This window comes from Enterococcus raffinosus (genome assembly GCF_018917525.1).
Lineage (GTDB): Bacteria > Bacillota > Bacilli > Lactobacillales > Enterococcaceae > Enterococcus_A > Enterococcus_A raffinosus_A.
The window spans coordinates 17,459-31,773 of the sequence record NZ_JAHLOS010000030.1 but is presented as its reverse complement, the minus strand read 5'-3'; the positions used below and the strand labels follow the sequence as shown (position 1 = coordinate 31,773).

Below are 14,315 nucleotides of genomic sequence, written 5' to 3'. Positions count from 1 at the left end.
TGCTAAAACTATCTGAAATGATAAAAGGCAGGAACGAAATATTGTCCGTTCCGGTTTTTAATAGGGAAACAAAAGTAGAAGCTCGCGAATAATTTTTCAAGAGAACGTTCTATTTTTGGTTTTTTTTTGCCTAAAAGCCGCAAAAAATGTCGCTTGTTACACTAATTTAATTTTTGTAATGTTATTGTAATTTATCTTCGGATCGGTTTTCAAACTTTTAAGAGGGGTGAAGAACTTGGCTGGACACGTAGTAAAATACGGGAAACACCGAGAACGTAGAAGCTTCGCACGAATCAGTGAAGTGTTGGAATTACCGAATTTGATCGAAATTCAAACAGATTCTTATCAATGGTTCCTAGATGAGGGCTTGCGAGAGATGTTTGAAGACATTTTGCCAATTGAAGACTTTAATGGAAACTTGTCACTTGAATTTGTTGACTATGAATTGAAAGAACCTAAATACACGGTTGCAGAGGCTCGTTCACACGATGCAAACTATTCTGCACCATTACATGTTGTCTTACGCTTAGTAAACCGCGAAACTGGCGAAATCAAATCCCAAGAAGTATTCTTTGGCGATTTCCCATTAATGACGGAACAAGGAACCTTTATCATCAATGGAGCGGAACGGGTTATTGTATCTCAATTAGTTCGTTCTCCTGGCGTTTATTTCCACGGAAAAGTGGATAAAAACGGAAAAGAAGGATTTGGTTCAACTGTAATTCCTAACCGTGGCGCATGGTTAGAAATGGAAACAGACGCAAAAGATATCTCATACGTTCGGATTGACCGTACACGTAAAATTCCTTTAACGACACTAGTTCGTGCTTTGGGATTTGGTTCTGATGATACGATTTTTGAAATCTTTGGCGAAAGTGAATCTTTACGCAACACGATTGAGAAGGACTTGCACAAAAATCCTAGCGATTCTCGTACTGAAGAAGGATTGAAAGATGTCTATGAACGTTTACGTCCAGGCGAACCCAAAACAGCAGACAGCTCTCGTAGCTTGTTAACAGCTCGTTTCTTCGATCCAAAACGTTATGACCTTGCAAATGTTGGTCGTTACAAAGTAAATAAAAAATTAGACCTTAAAACGCGTCTATTGAATTTAACCTTGGCTGAAACTTTAGTTGATGCTGAAACAGGTGAAATCATTGTTGAAAAAGGGACTGTTCTTACTCACCAAGTGATGGAAGAATTGGGACCAAAACTTGAAGGCGGCTTAAATTCAGTTACTTACTATCCATCTGAGGATGCGGTTGTAACTGATCCCATGACCGTTCAAGTAATTAAAGTCTTTTCACCAAAAGATCCAGAACGTGAAGTAACAGTGATTGGTAATGCATATCCTGACTCTTCTGTACGTACGGTTCGTCCTGCTGACATCATCGCTTCAATGAGCTATTTCTTGAATTTGATGGAAGGCATTGGCAATGTCGACGATATTGACCATTTAGGAAATCGTCGTATTCGTTCAGTCGGTGAATTATTGCAAAATCAATTCCGTATTGGTTTAGCTCGTATGGAACGTGTTGTTCGTGAGCGTATGTCAATTCAAGACCAAGAAACATTGACACCGCAACAACTGATCAATATTCGTCCAGTTGTTGCAAGTATCAAAGAATTCTTTGGTTCTTCTCAGTTGTCACAGTTCATGGACCAAACAAACCCATTAGGAGAATTGACTCACAAACGCCGTCTATCTGCCTTAGGACCTGGTGGTTTGACTCGTGACCGTGCCGGCTATGAAGTCCGAGACGTTCACTATTCTCACTATGGTCGTATGTGTCCGATTGAAACGCCCGAAGGTCCAAACATCGGGTTGATTAACAGCTTGGCCTCTTATGCGAAGGTCAACAAGTTTGGTTTCATTGAAACACCGTATCGTCGTGTAGATCGTGGGACTGGTAAAGTAACCGACAAAATCGATTATTTAACAGCTGATATCGAGGACCATTACGTAGTTGCTCAAGCAAACAGCAAGTTGAACGATGATGGCACATTCGCCGAAGATGTCGTTATGGCCCGTGCAACTTCTGAAAACTTGGAAGTAACAATTGATAAAGTAGACTACATGGACGTATCACCAAAACAAGTAGTTGCAGTCGCTACTGCTTGTATCCCATTCTTGGAAAACGATGACTCCAACCGTGCCTTGATGGGTGCCAACATGCAGCGTCAAGCAGTACCATTGATCCAACCGCGTTCTCCATGGGTTGGTACTGGTATGGAATACAAAGCCGCGCATGACTCAGGTGCCGCTTTATTATGTAAAAACGATGGTGTCGTTGAATTCGTAGATGCGCACGAAGTACGTGTTCGTCGCGACAATGGCGCATTAGATAAGTACGACATTACTAAATTCCGTCGTTCAAACTCAGGAACTAGCTACAACCAACGTCCTTTAGTTGGTTTAGGTGAACAAGTTGAAGTGGGCGACATCTTAGCTGACGGACCTTCAATGGAAAATGGCGAATTGGCGTTAGGTCAAAACGTTGTCGTGGCCTTCATGACTTGGGAAGGGTACAACTATGAAGATGCGATCATCATGAGCCGTCGTTTGGTGAAAGATGATGTTTATACTTCAATCCATATTGAAGAATATGAATCAGAAGCGCGTGATACAAAATTAGGACCTGAAGAAATCACTCGCGAAATCCCGAACGTTGGGGAAGACGCATTAAAGAACTTAGACGAAATGGGTATCATCCGTATTGGTGCTGAAGTTCATGATGGTGATTTATTAGTCGGTAAAGTCACTCCTAAAGGGGTAACAGAATTATCAGCTGAAGAACGTTTGTTGCATGCGATCTTTGGTGAAAAAGCCCGTGAAGTTCGTGATACATCTCTTCGTGTACCACATGGTGGCGGCGGGATCGTTCACGATGTGAAAATCTTTACGCGTGAAGCAGGCGATGAATTATCTCCAGGTGTGAATATGTTAGTGCGCGTCTACATCGTGCAAAAACGTAAGATTCATGAAGGGGATAAAATGGCCGGCCGTCACGGAAATAAAGGGGTCGTTTCTCGCATTATGCCAGAAGAAGACATGCCTTTCTTACCAGACGGTACGCCAGTTGATATCATGTTGAACCCATTAGGTGTGCCATCTCGGATGAACATCGGACAAGTATTGGAATTACACTTGGGAATGGCGGCTCGCCAACTAGGTATCCATGTTGCGACACCGGTCTTCGATGGTGCGCAAGATAGCGATGTTTGGGAAACCGTTCGTGAAGCACGTATGGCGGCAGATGCTAAGACCGTTCTTTACGATGGTCGTACGGGTGAACCGTTCGATAACCGTATCTCTGTCGGTGTTATGTACATGATTAAATTGGCTCACATGGTCGATGATAAATTGCATGCTCGTTCAATTGGACCTTACTCTCTTGTTACGCAACAACCATTGGGTGGTAAAGCTCAATTTGGTGGACAACGTTTCGGGGAAATGGAAGTTTGGGCACTGGAAGCTTATGGTGCTGCTTATACATTACAAGAAATCTTGACTTACAAATCAGATGATGTCGTTGGTCGTGTGAAAACTTACGAAGCTATCGTCAAAGGTGAACCTATTCCAAAACCAGGCGTGCCTGAATCTTTCCGCGTATTGGTGAAAGAATTACAAGCTCTTGGTTTAGATATGCAAGTCTTAGATATCAATGACAAAGAAATCGAGTTGCGAGACATGGACGATGACGATGATGACTTGATCACAGTTGACGCATTGACGAAATATGCAGAACAACAACAATCTGCTAAAGAAGTCGAAGAAAGAGCAGCTGCTGAAAAAGCCGAACAAAAATCAGATTTGATCCAAGAAATCGAAACTGCAGAAGACTTATAAGAGTCGCACTTGCCATACGTAAGTCGGCTAGTCCCTAGCTGACTTACGATAAAATGAAATGGAGGGAAACCCTTTTGATCGATGTAAATAAATTCGAAAGTATGCAAATAGGTTTGGCTTCTCCTGAAAAAATCAGAAGCTGGTCATACGGTGAAGTAAAAAAACCGGAAACCATTAACTATCGTACATTGAAACCTGAACGCGAAGGGTTATTCGATGAAAGAATTTTTGGGCCAACCAAAGACTGGGAATGTGCCTGCGGGAAATACAAACGAATCCGTTATAAAGGGATCGTCTGTGACCGTTGTGGTGTCGAAGTCACACGTTCGAAGGTTCGTCGTGAACGGATGGGACATATCGAATTAGCAGCGCCTGTAACACATATCTGGTATTTCAAAGGAATTCCTTCTCGAATGGGTCTTGTGTTAGACATGAGTCCGCGTGCGTTAGAAGAAATCATCTACTTTGCATCTTATGTCGTAATCGATCCAGGTAATACAAGCCTAGAGAAGAAACAATTACTGACTGAACGTGAATATCGTGAAAAACGTGATCAATATGGTCAAGAATTCCACGCAGCAATGGGTGCGGAAGCCATCAAACAATTATTAGATCATGTGGATCTAGATGGTGAATCAGCAGAATTAAAAGAAGAGTTGAAAACAGCTCAAGGTCAAAAACGTACACGAGCAATCCGTCGTTTAGATGTCTTAGAAGCGTTCCGTTCTTCTGGTAACCAACCAGGTTGGATGGTTATGGATGTAATTCCTGTCATTCCGCCAGATCTACGTCCGATGGTTCAATTAGAAGGTGGTCGTTTTGCGACTTCTGACTTAAATGATTTGTATCGTCGTGTAATCAACCGTAATAATCGTTTGAAACGTTTATTAGACTTGAATGCACCAAACATCATCGTTCAGAATGAAAAACGGATGCTTCAAGAAGCGGTAGATGCGTTGATTGATAATGGTCGCCGTGGCCGTCCAGTTACTGGACCAGGTAACCGTCCATTGAAATCTTTGTCTCACATGTTGAAAGGGAAACAAGGTCGTTTCCGTCAAAACTTGCTGGGTAAACGTGTGGACTACTCTGCCCGTTCTGTTATCGTCGTTGGCCCGTTCTTGAAGATGTATCAATGTGGTCTGCCAAAAGAAATGGCGATCGAATTGTTCAAACCATTTGTAATGAAAGAACTCGTTCAACGTGAAATTGCTTCAAATATTAAAAATGCGAAACGTAAAATCGAACGTCAAGAAGACGTTGTGTGGGATGTCTTAGAAGAAGTTATCAAAGAACACCCAGTTTTACTTAACCGGGCACCTACGCTTCACAGATTAGGTATCCAAGCATTTGAACCAATCCTAGTTGAAGGTCGCGCAATCCGTCTTCACCCATTAGTGTGTGAAGCTTACAACGCCGATTTCGATGGGGACCAAATGGCTGTCCATTTACCTCTAGGTGAAGAAGCCCAAGCCGAAGCTCGTATGCTGATGCTTGCTGCAACTCATATCTTGAACCCTAAAGACGGTAAACCCGTTGTTACACCATCTCAAGATATGGTCCTAGGTAACTATTACCTAACAATGGAAGAAGAAGGCCGCGAAGGTGAAGGAATGATCTTCCGTGACATGAATGAAGCTGTCTTAGCATGGCGTAATGGCTATGTTCACTTACATTCACGTGTGGCTGTTGACCCTAATACATTAGGTGACAAGCCATTTACTGAAGAACAAAAAGAACGCATGCTGATCACAACTGTTGGGAAAATTATTTTCAACGAGATTATGCCGCAAGAATTCCCTTATTTGAACGAACCAACTGATTTCAACTTAACACAATATACACCTGACAAATATTTTGTCGAAAAAGGTGCCGATATTCCTGCAGCGATCAAAGAACAAGAAATCATCTTGCCATTCAAGAAGAAAAATCTTGGAAATATCATCGCTGAAGTCTTCAAACGTTTCAAAGTCACTGATACGTCAATGATGCTTGACCGTATGAAAGACTTAGGGTATAAACATTCAACGCATGCTGGTATGACCGTTGGTATCGCTGATATCATGGCGCTAGCTGAAAAACAAGAAATTATCGACAATGCACACAAACAAGTTGGCACGATTACGAAACAATTCCGACGTGGTTTGATCACTGACGATGAACGTTATGAACGTGTTATCGCTGTTTGGAATGCAGCTAAAGATGAAATTCAACAACGACTAATGGAATCCTTAGATGCGAAGAACCCAATCTTCATGATGTCTGATTCTGGAGCCCGTGGTAACATCTCCAACTTTACTCAGCTTGCTGGGATGCGTGGACTGATGGCCGCTCCGAATGGACAAATCATGGAATTGCCGATCATCTCGAACTTCCGTGAAGGTCTTTCTGTCTTGGAAATGTTTATCTCGACTCACGGGGCTCGTAAAGGGATGACCGATACGGCCTTGAAGACAGCCGATTCAGGTTACTTGACTCGTCGTCTGGTTGACGTTGCCCAAGATGTTATCGTACGTGAAGAAGATTGTGGTACTGACCGCGGTCTAGAAATCTCTGCGATTCGTGAAGGTAATGAAATCATCGAATCATTAGAAGAACGTCTAGTTGGACGTTATACGCAAAAATCCGTGATGCATCCTGAAACAGGTGAAGTTCTATTGCCTGCTGACGCACTAATCAGTGAAGCAGATGCGAAACGTCTCATTGATGCTGGTGTTGAGAAATTAACGATTCGCTCCGTCTTCACATGTAATACCAAACATGGTGTATGTAAACATTGTTATGGCCGCAACTTGGCAACTGGCGACGATGTTGAAGTCGGCGAAGCAGTTGGTACTATCGCTGCCCAATCAATCGGTGAACCTGGTACTCAGTTAACCATGCGTACATTCCATACCGGCGGGGTTGCCGGAGACGATATTACACAAGGTCTTCCTCGTGTCCAAGAAATCTTCGAAGCACGTAATCCTAAAGGTTTGGCTGTCATTACTGAAGTTACTGGTGAAGTCGTTGAGATTGCTGAGGATGCTGCGACTCGTACGAAGGAAGTTACCGTCAAAGGTGAAACGGATACTCGTACCTACACCGTTCCTTACACGGCTCGTATGAAAGTCGCTGAAGGCGATATGGTTCATCGTGGTGCTCAATTAACAGAAGGATCAATTGATCCTAAACACTTATTGCAAGTACGCGATGTAATCTCTGTTGAAACCTACTTGTTACGTGAAGTTCAACGTGTTTACCGTATGCAAGGGGTAGAAATCGGCGACAAACATATTGAAGTAATGGTTCGTCAAATGTTGCGTAAAGTCCGCGTTATGGACCCAGGTGATACAGATATCTTGCCAGGTACATTGCTTGATATTGCTGACTTTAAAGATCAAAACTACAATACATTGGTTGCTGGTGGCACACCTGCGACATCTCGTCCAGTCTTGCTTGGTATTACCAAAGCTTCATTGGAAACAAACAGCTTCTTATCTGCCGCATCATTCCAAGAAACAACTCGTGTCTTGACGGATGCTGCGATCCGCGGTAAGAAAGATCCATTACTTGGATTGAAGGAAAATGTTATCATTGGGAAGATTATTCCTGCTGGTACAGGTATGTCAACTTACCGTAACATGGAACCAAAAGAAGTCGTTGTGGCTAGCGAAAATGTTTACAGTATCTCTGATATTGAAGCACAAATGGCAGCTGAGGACGCTTTGAATAATCCATTAGGCTAGAAAAATCTGGCTTTAAAAGACCACAAGATTCTGAAAAAGAATCTTGTGGTCTTTTTATTTTCAGGCTATTATAAGAAGGTATCTGGCAAATAAGCAGGCTCATGTTGAACAGATGTTAAATTTCGTTTAGAGCGCTGTATAAAGACTATTGCCAAAAGTCATTTTATGAGAGAATGACAAAAAATATAGTTATATAAAATTTCTGAGGTGCTATATGAGCAGAGCAAAGAAAATCATCTTGATTGTTGTGGGAATTATCGTGCTACTTGTTGGAACGGCCACTGTCTATTTATTAAAGGTGAATAATGATGTTGATCAAGCAATCAATAAAATGACTAAAAAAGTCAATTATAAAAGTACACGTTCGGCTAAGGTCGATTTAAAAAGCGGGGAACCGTTTTCCGTCTTATTAATGGGAACAGACACAGGCGATAAAGGACGTAATTACCAAGGGCGCTCGGACTCCATGATGTTAGTTACTATTAACCCTAAGAAAAAACAAACGCTAATGACAAGTTTGGATCGCGATATCTATACTCAGATCGTTGGGTATAAAGGGGACGAGAATAATTATGTTGCGAAGGGTGACACCTATTATGATAAATTGAATGCTGCCTATTCGCTAGGTGGTACTAAAATGGCGATCGAAAGCGTTCAGGAAATGTTAGATGTTCCCGTGGATCATTATGTTGAGATCAACATGAAGGGATTAAAAACATTAGTGGATGCTGTTGGCGGAATCGAGGTCGACAACAAGATTGATTTTACTTTGGATGGTGTGCACGTCAAAAAAGGGAAGCAGGTTCTAGACGGCAGACATGCATTAGAATATGTGCGGATGCGCCACGAGGACCCAAAAGGTGACGTAGGAAGACAAGCAAGACAACGAGAAATTTTATCTAAGCTTGTCCATAAAATTCTTTCTGTTGACTCCGTCACAAAATATAAAAAGTATTTGCGCGCGGTGGAAGATTATGTAAAGACTGATTTGAGCTGGAGTGAGATGCTGACGGTCGCAAAAGACTATACGCCTGCTGCAAAGAACATCAAGCAGACACAGATAGAAGGCCAGGGTGAGATGATTAGTGACATTTATTTCCAAATCTTGGGATTGAATAATTTGTTAGAGGAACAAAATATTGTGAAGAAGCAGCTCGGCTTGCCTACGAAGAAAAAATTGCCGAACCTTGATGAAGATGACGACAATCAATTATTCTTTGATGACAGCAGTGTGGATAAAATCAGTGCTGGAACGCATTATGATTATACTGGTTACGGAAAAATAATCTATCCGATTGATCCAGATAATTATTAAAAAAGCGAAATACTATTTACGGGAATGTCTCAATGATCTGGGACATTCTCTTTTTTTACGAGTGTCTGAGCAGATTCATTTCAATTTTTCTAGAAAGGGTTATGCTGAAACCAAAAGGGGGCATATTTTATGACAGAAGAAAAAGCAATTTTTGCTGGAGGCTGTTTTTGGTGTATGGTGAAGCCTTTTGATCAGATGCCGGGTATCAAGCAGGTTATTTCAGGCTATACAGGTGGACATGTGCCAAATCCAACGTATGAAGAAGTTTGCAGTGGTACGACAGGGCATACAGAAGCCGTAGAGATCACATTTGATCCAGCGGTAATCTCTTATCAGCAGCTGGTAGAAATCTACTGGCAGCAAACAGATCCTACAGATGCTTTTGGTCAATTTGCGGATCGGGGGGATTCCTACCGACCAGTAATTTTTTATGCTACTCCAGAACAAAAAGAAGTGGCAGAGGCTTCGAAGGAACGATTACAGGCTAGCGGTCGTTTCAAAGAACCGATTGTAACATCGATTGAACCAGCTCAAGCTTTTTATCCTGCTGAAGCGTATCATCAGGATTTCTATCGAAAAAATCCCGAACACTACGATGCATACAGTGAAGGTTCGGGACGTAAGGGCTTTATCCGTGATCATTGGAACGCTTAACGGTTTTTTAGCAGTAATAATAGAAGACCGATAAATAAGAAGGGTAAAAATGGCAGCTGTTCAGGAATCTTTTTCCGCAAGGCCTGATAACTGAAAAAAATCAAACCACTAAGTGAAGCGATAAATAGAACCTGCAACAATTCATACCAAGATAAAAAGAAACTCCATAATCCAATTACCCAAAGATCTCCCAGACCTAAACTGTCTGGGAGGATTTTTTGACTGAAGAAAAATAGCCCACAAACAATTATTGGTTGAAGCCAATAAGGATGAAACAGTGCCGCTCTGCTAACTAATAAAATTACTCCTGACCCCAAAAAGATTCTCATCTCGACAATCATATGATCCCAGTCGATTACGGCTAAAACAAGGGAACTCAATAACCAAAATACTTGCCACAAACTGATCCAATTTAAATCTTGTAAAAAGACTACAAAGAGAATCCCACAAAATAATTCTAACCAAAAACTTCGTGCAGAGAATTTTTGCTGACAGTGAATGCAATGGAATCTTTGCCTCAAAGCAGAGAGTAGCGGAATCAGCTCAATCACTCGAAGCGGATGACCGCAATGATCACAATGTGAAGGCGGATAAAGTAGTGACTCCCTTCATGGAATCCGAGTACAAACGACGGCTAAAAATGAACCAATAATCGTACCTAAAATGAAATTTACGATCGTTCTCACCTCCTTTTTCAATAAGATACGAAAAATGAGCACTTTACCAGCATTTTCTTTGTACTTTTATCATAATTGTATTATGCTTTTATTAGAGTAAAAAATTAGGAGGTATTTAAGGAATGAAATTCGAAAAAACCAAAGAGGTATTGAATCAACTAGTTGCAGACTTAAGTCAAATGTCTATGGTTATCCACCAAACACACTGGTATATGCGCGGTCCTGGCTTCTTGACATTGCACCCAATGATGGATGATTTTATGGATGATGTAAACGATCAATTAGATGAAATCTCAGAACGCTTAATCACATTAGACGGCTCACCTTATTCAACATTACGTGAAATGGCAGATAACACAAAAATTTCTGATGAAGTAGGACGCTGGGATCGTACGATGGAAGAACGGTTAGCAATCCTTGTTAAAGACTATCGTTACTTGGCTGATCTTTATCAAAAAGGGATTGACGTTACTGGCGAAGAAGGCGATGATCCAACACAAGATATCTTCATCGAATTCAAAACAGCTACAGAAAAACGTATTTGGATGATCCAAGCTCATTTAGGAAAGGCACCAGAAATTGATGCTTAGTCCATTCGAAAGAGGCGCATATCATAAACGATGTGCGCCTCTTTTTATAAAGTTTTATGGAGTCGTATCTGTAGACAATCCGATTACACCATCAACAGGGATGGACATCAAGACCCCCCGAGCTTCACTGAGTAATCCGCATTGCTCACCAATTGCTTTCATGATGGCCATTTTTTTGTCTTTCTCTACCAATATATAGATCATTTCTTTTTCTGGTTGAACACAAATGCCCCATTTCTTCATTGTTTCCTGTGAATCAAGTCGGCGGGCATGCACCACAGTTCCTCCGGCAGCTCCAGCAGCAGTAGCAACTGTCATCACCTCTTCACTGAATCCTTGATTGATAGTCACCATCAATAAGCAATATTTCGCTTCTTGGATCATCAGCTTTTCCTCTCTTTCCGTACGTTTTTTAACTTTTTCATATATTTCTGAATCCAACATTTTTGTAATATAAGAACTCGCTCCAGAGATAGGGAAGGTAAAGGCGCATCCTCTATTTGGTTTGTGGAGACAGAGACCGTCACTAAGTGCTTCGAACAAATCTGGCACTTGCATTTTCAAGACAGGGCAAAAAAGAAGGACCTTTTCTGAAATACCTAATCCTAGAACGTCCATGATTTCATTAGTAGCCGTTCCTTCGCCAATTGTTAGATATTGGACAGGAGAGTCGTGAGCCTCCAAAATAGTTCGAGCCCTTTTTACATCTTTATGTCCAATAATCAATACTAGCATTCGAATTGCTGGCTTGTTATGCGTCATCCTCAGAATCCTCCCATTCTTCGATTTCATTAAGCTCTTCGGTTACTAAATCTACGCTTTGCGCAGATTTAGCAGATTTAGCAGATTTCCATCTATAAGCAACACCCATTATTTGGACAGCGATCAATGGTGTCAATGCAACGAGGGCTACGACGCCAAAAGCATCGGCCATAATATTTCCTCCTAAAGCCTCACTGACGCCAATACAAAGCGGAAGTAAAAAGGTACTCGTCATTGGACCGCTGGCTACTCCGCCAGAGTCAAAGGCGATTCCGATAAATATTTTTGGCACAAAGCGAGTCAGAACCAAAGCGATAAGATAGCCGGGAATAATGATCCAGTAAATACTGATTCCAGTAATAGAGCGAAGCATCGCTAAGCCGACACTAATTGAGACACCAATAGAGAGGCAGAGATTCATTGCAGAAGCCGAAATATCATCTCCGGTCACATTTTCCACTTGATGATTCAGAACTTGAATTGCGGGTTCGGCTTTTACAATAAAGTAGCCGATCAACATGCCAATGGGAATTAGCAGCCATTTAAATTTACTGGCGGCTAATTCTCCTCCTAAAAGTGAACCTACAGGAGCAAATCCAATACTAACACCTGTTAGAAAAAGTACAAGCCCCAAATATGTATAAATAAGTCCGATGATAATTCGAACATACTGTCTGCGGTGATAACGTCGGCTGATCATCTGGAAAATTAAGAACATGGCAGCGATCGGCAGAATAGAGATCATCACCTCTTTGGCATAATGAGGTAGTTCAAACATGAATTCCTTTATGACATCGCGAGTAGTGATGACATCGGCGAATTCAATTGGCGTATAGGAAGTAGTCGTCGGACGAAAGAAAATACCCAATAACAATACAGCCAGAATAGGACCGATACTGGAAATCGCCACCAATCCAAAGCTGTCATCAGAGGCGTCTTTATCACTTCTGATAGAAGCCAACCCAACCCCTAAAGCCAAAATAAACGGAACAGTAATCGGCCCGGTGGTGGCTCCGCCAGAGTCGAAGGCGACCGGGACAAAATCATTTGGTGCCAGAAAAGAGAGCAGGACCACAATAAAATAAAGCACCATCAAGATTCGCGATAAACTGATTTTAAATAGAATTCGTAAAATAGCTATCGTAAGACAGATTCCCACACCAACCGCGACAGTCCACACCAATAAATTGCTGGGGATTGCAGGCATCTGATCGGCGAGCACCTGTAAATCAGGCTCTGCAATGGTGATGATTGCACCGATTATAAATACCACCGAAGCCAGTATGCCTATTTTTTTACTCTTTGAAAGCTGTACACCGATGCCTTCACCGAGTGGCGTCATGGACATTTCAGCACCTAGCTGGAAAAAGCCCATTCCAATAATCAACATGACTGCACCAACAAGAAACATAGCAATCGTACCAATCTCCATGGGAACTAAGACAACGCTTGCGATTAAAACGATCAGTGTAATCGGGATGACTGCTGATAAGGATTCTGAAATATTATCTTTTAGTTTTTGGTTCATCGTTTCACATCTTTTCTAATTCTACAAAGTGGAAGAATAATTTTGTAGATCAAATTTAAAATCATGAGTAAGAAGAAATTGAATTTAAGAGCGTTTAAAGGGTGATAAAACACTGAGGACTAATAAAGCCTAGAAACTTAAGTGGATCGTTTTCTTTTTGCACCTACTATATAAAAGTAACATTATTCGCAATAGAATGTAATAATTTACATAAAATTGACCGAAATTTAATCTTTTAATGAAAGAGACAAAGCGTGTCATAAATTTTAAAAGGGACTTGTTTGCTAGTTAGAGATAAAGAAGACTCTCTCATAAGGGAACAGTCTTCTTTATATCTGGAGCTCTTTTAGTAATTAATGGAGCTTTTTTTGCTTTAGCTTAATTATCCGTGACTCGTAACGCGTAGGAATCCAATAAAATTCTCGCGATGATTTGTAAAGGCAGTCTCGATCGAACTTCATAATCAGGAAAATATGATCCTTCAGACTTGAACCCAACCAAAGCAATCTCGCAATAGTTCATTAGACTGGAGGTGTTGTTGGCGGTTAATAAAATTGAACCGATTTCGGTCTCATAACAATTTTTAGCGGCGACGACGAGTTCCTTTGTCTCTCCATTCAAAGAAATGAAAATGACAATATCTTGTTTGGTTAGTTTTCGACTGATATTTTTGATGATCTCAGGGTCGTTATGCATTTGACAATTTTTCCCCGTCAATTGAAATTTCACCATCATTTCCTGTCCGATCATCTCTGAGAATCCTCGAGCAAAGATGATTACTCGTTCCGCGAATTTTATTTTTTGGATGGCATCTTCAATATTACCGATTTCTATCATATTGATGGTTCTGACGACTTCCTGTTCATTCTTTAGAATAGCCCGTCGAATGCCTTTATCGACTTTATCTAATGAAGAAAAATTGATATTTTTATTTTCTTGTTCCTTTAAATGATGTTTAAACGCAGTAAAACCTTCGTAACCTTTCTTTTTCATCGTACGAACGATCGTGGCAGTGGAAACGTTGGCCTGCTCACTAAGTTTGACGATCGAGTAGTTGGGAATATCAAGGATATGATTCTCAATGTAATCCCAGAGGTATTGTTCTGTTTCGCTTAATTTATGATCCATTATTTCACTAACCTTCTTTCGCTTTTCACGAGTTAAAGGTATCACGAGTAATTAAAAGATGTAAAGCTTTTCAGGAATTCAGG

General features: G+C 41.1%; 9 protein-coding genes and 1 pseudogene. 5 read left to right on the top strand and 5 right to left on the bottom strand.

From position 1 onward, the window contains the following. Nucleotides 1-235: 235 nt before the first annotated feature. The 4 genes from rpoB (at nucleotide 236) to msrA (ending at nucleotide 9,547) form a co-directional block, all read left to right on the top strand. Nucleotides 236-3,850, top strand: a complete 3,615-nt coding sequence (rpoB, locus tag KQI58_RS16260) for a DNA-directed RNA polymerase subunit beta (protein WP_216410081.1) — start codon at nucleotides 236-238, stop codon at nucleotides 3,848-3,850. A 74-nt stretch (nucleotides 3,851-3,924) separates the two neighbouring features. Further along, nucleotides 3,925-7,578, top strand: a complete 3,654-nt coding sequence (gene rpoC, locus KQI58_RS16255) for a DNA-directed RNA polymerase subunit beta' (protein WP_216410080.1) — start codon at nucleotides 3,925-3,927, stop codon at nucleotides 7,576-7,578. A gap of 214 nt (nucleotides 7,579-7,792) precedes the next feature. Beyond that, the gene (locus tag KQI58_RS16250; RefSeq protein WP_216410079.1) at nucleotides 7,793-8,893 is read left to right on the top strand and encodes an LCP family protein; all 1,101 of its coding nucleotides are present in this window, start codon (nucleotides 7,793-7,795) and stop codon (nucleotides 8,891-8,893) included. Between the two features lie 129 nt (nucleotides 8,894-9,022). Further along, nucleotides 9,023-9,547, top strand: a complete 525-nt coding sequence (gene msrA, locus KQI58_RS16245; protein ID WP_216410078.1) for a peptide-methionine (S)-S-oxide reductase MsrA — start codon at nucleotides 9,023-9,025, stop codon at nucleotides 9,545-9,547. On the opposite strand, the gene KQI58_RS16240 is transcribed toward msrA, so the two are convergent. Beyond that, entirely contained in the window at nucleotides 9,544-9,990 is a 447-nt protein-coding gene (locus KQI58_RS16240) for a prepilin peptidase (protein WP_367397945.1), read from the bottom strand. The genes msrA and KQI58_RS16240 overlap by 4 nt on opposite strands. Next, nucleotides 9,985-10,140, bottom strand: a pseudogene (locus tag KQI58_RS23170) (prepilin peptidase); the annotation flags it as partial. The gene KQI58_RS16240 and the pseudogene KQI58_RS23170, both read right to left, overlap by 6 nt. A gap of 206 nt (nucleotides 10,141-10,346) precedes the next feature. Here KQI58_RS23170 and KQI58_RS16230 point away from each other — a divergent pair. Next, nucleotides 10,347-10,814, top strand: coding sequence for a Dps family protein (locus tag KQI58_RS16230; protein WP_216410076.1), 468 nt, complete (start codon nucleotides 10,347-10,349; stop codon nucleotides 10,812-10,814). 54 nt (nucleotides 10,815-10,868) lie between these two features. Here the strand turns inward: KQI58_RS16230 and KQI58_RS16225 are convergent, their stop codons facing one another. From KQI58_RS16225 to KQI58_RS16215, 3 genes are all read right to left on the bottom strand, one after another. Next, complete coding sequence (locus KQI58_RS16225) at nucleotides 10,869-11,576, bottom strand: transposase (protein WP_216410075.1); 708 nt, start codon at nucleotides 11,574-11,576, stop codon at nucleotides 10,869-10,871. Then, nucleotides 11,566-13,104: a DUF1538 domain-containing protein gene (locus KQI58_RS16220; RefSeq protein ID WP_216410074.1), complete on the bottom strand. Its 1,539-nt coding sequence runs from the start codon at nucleotides 13,102-13,104 to the stop codon at nucleotides 11,566-11,568. The genes KQI58_RS16225 and KQI58_RS16220 overlap by 11 nt, the downstream gene beginning before the upstream one ends. A gap of 378 nt (nucleotides 13,105-13,482) precedes the next feature. Beyond that, the gene (locus KQI58_RS16215) at nucleotides 13,483-14,232 is read right to left on the bottom strand and encodes a MurR/RpiR family transcriptional regulator (protein WP_216410073.1); all 750 of its coding nucleotides are present in this window, start codon (nucleotides 14,230-14,232) and stop codon (nucleotides 13,483-13,485) included. Nucleotides 14,233-14,315 lie beyond the last annotated feature (83 nt).

Excerpts from the sequence above, each read along its gene's own strand:
- msrA (WP_216410078.1), top strand. The coding sequence starts at position 9,023 with ATGACAGAAGAAAAAGCAATTTTTGCTGGAGGCTGTTTTTGGTGTATG.
- KQI58_RS16220 (WP_216410074.1), bottom strand. The coding sequence starts at position 13,104 with ATGAACCAAAAACTAAAAGATAATATTTCAGAATCCTTATCAGCAGTC.
- KQI58_RS16215 (WP_216410073.1), bottom strand. The coding sequence starts at position 14,232 with ATGGATCATAAATTAAGCGAAACAGAACAATACCTCTGGGATTACATT.
- KQI58_RS16225 (WP_216410075.1), bottom strand. The coding sequence starts at position 11,576 with ATGACGCATAACAAGCCAGCAATTCGAATGCTAGTATTGATTATTGGA.
- KQI58_RS16250 (WP_216410079.1), top strand. The coding sequence starts at position 7,793 with ATGAGCAGAGCAAAGAAAATCATCTTGATTGTTGTGGGAATTATCGTG.
- KQI58_RS16230 (WP_216410076.1), top strand. The coding sequence starts at position 10,347 with ATGAAATTCGAAAAAACCAAAGAGGTATTGAATCAACTAGTTGCAGAC.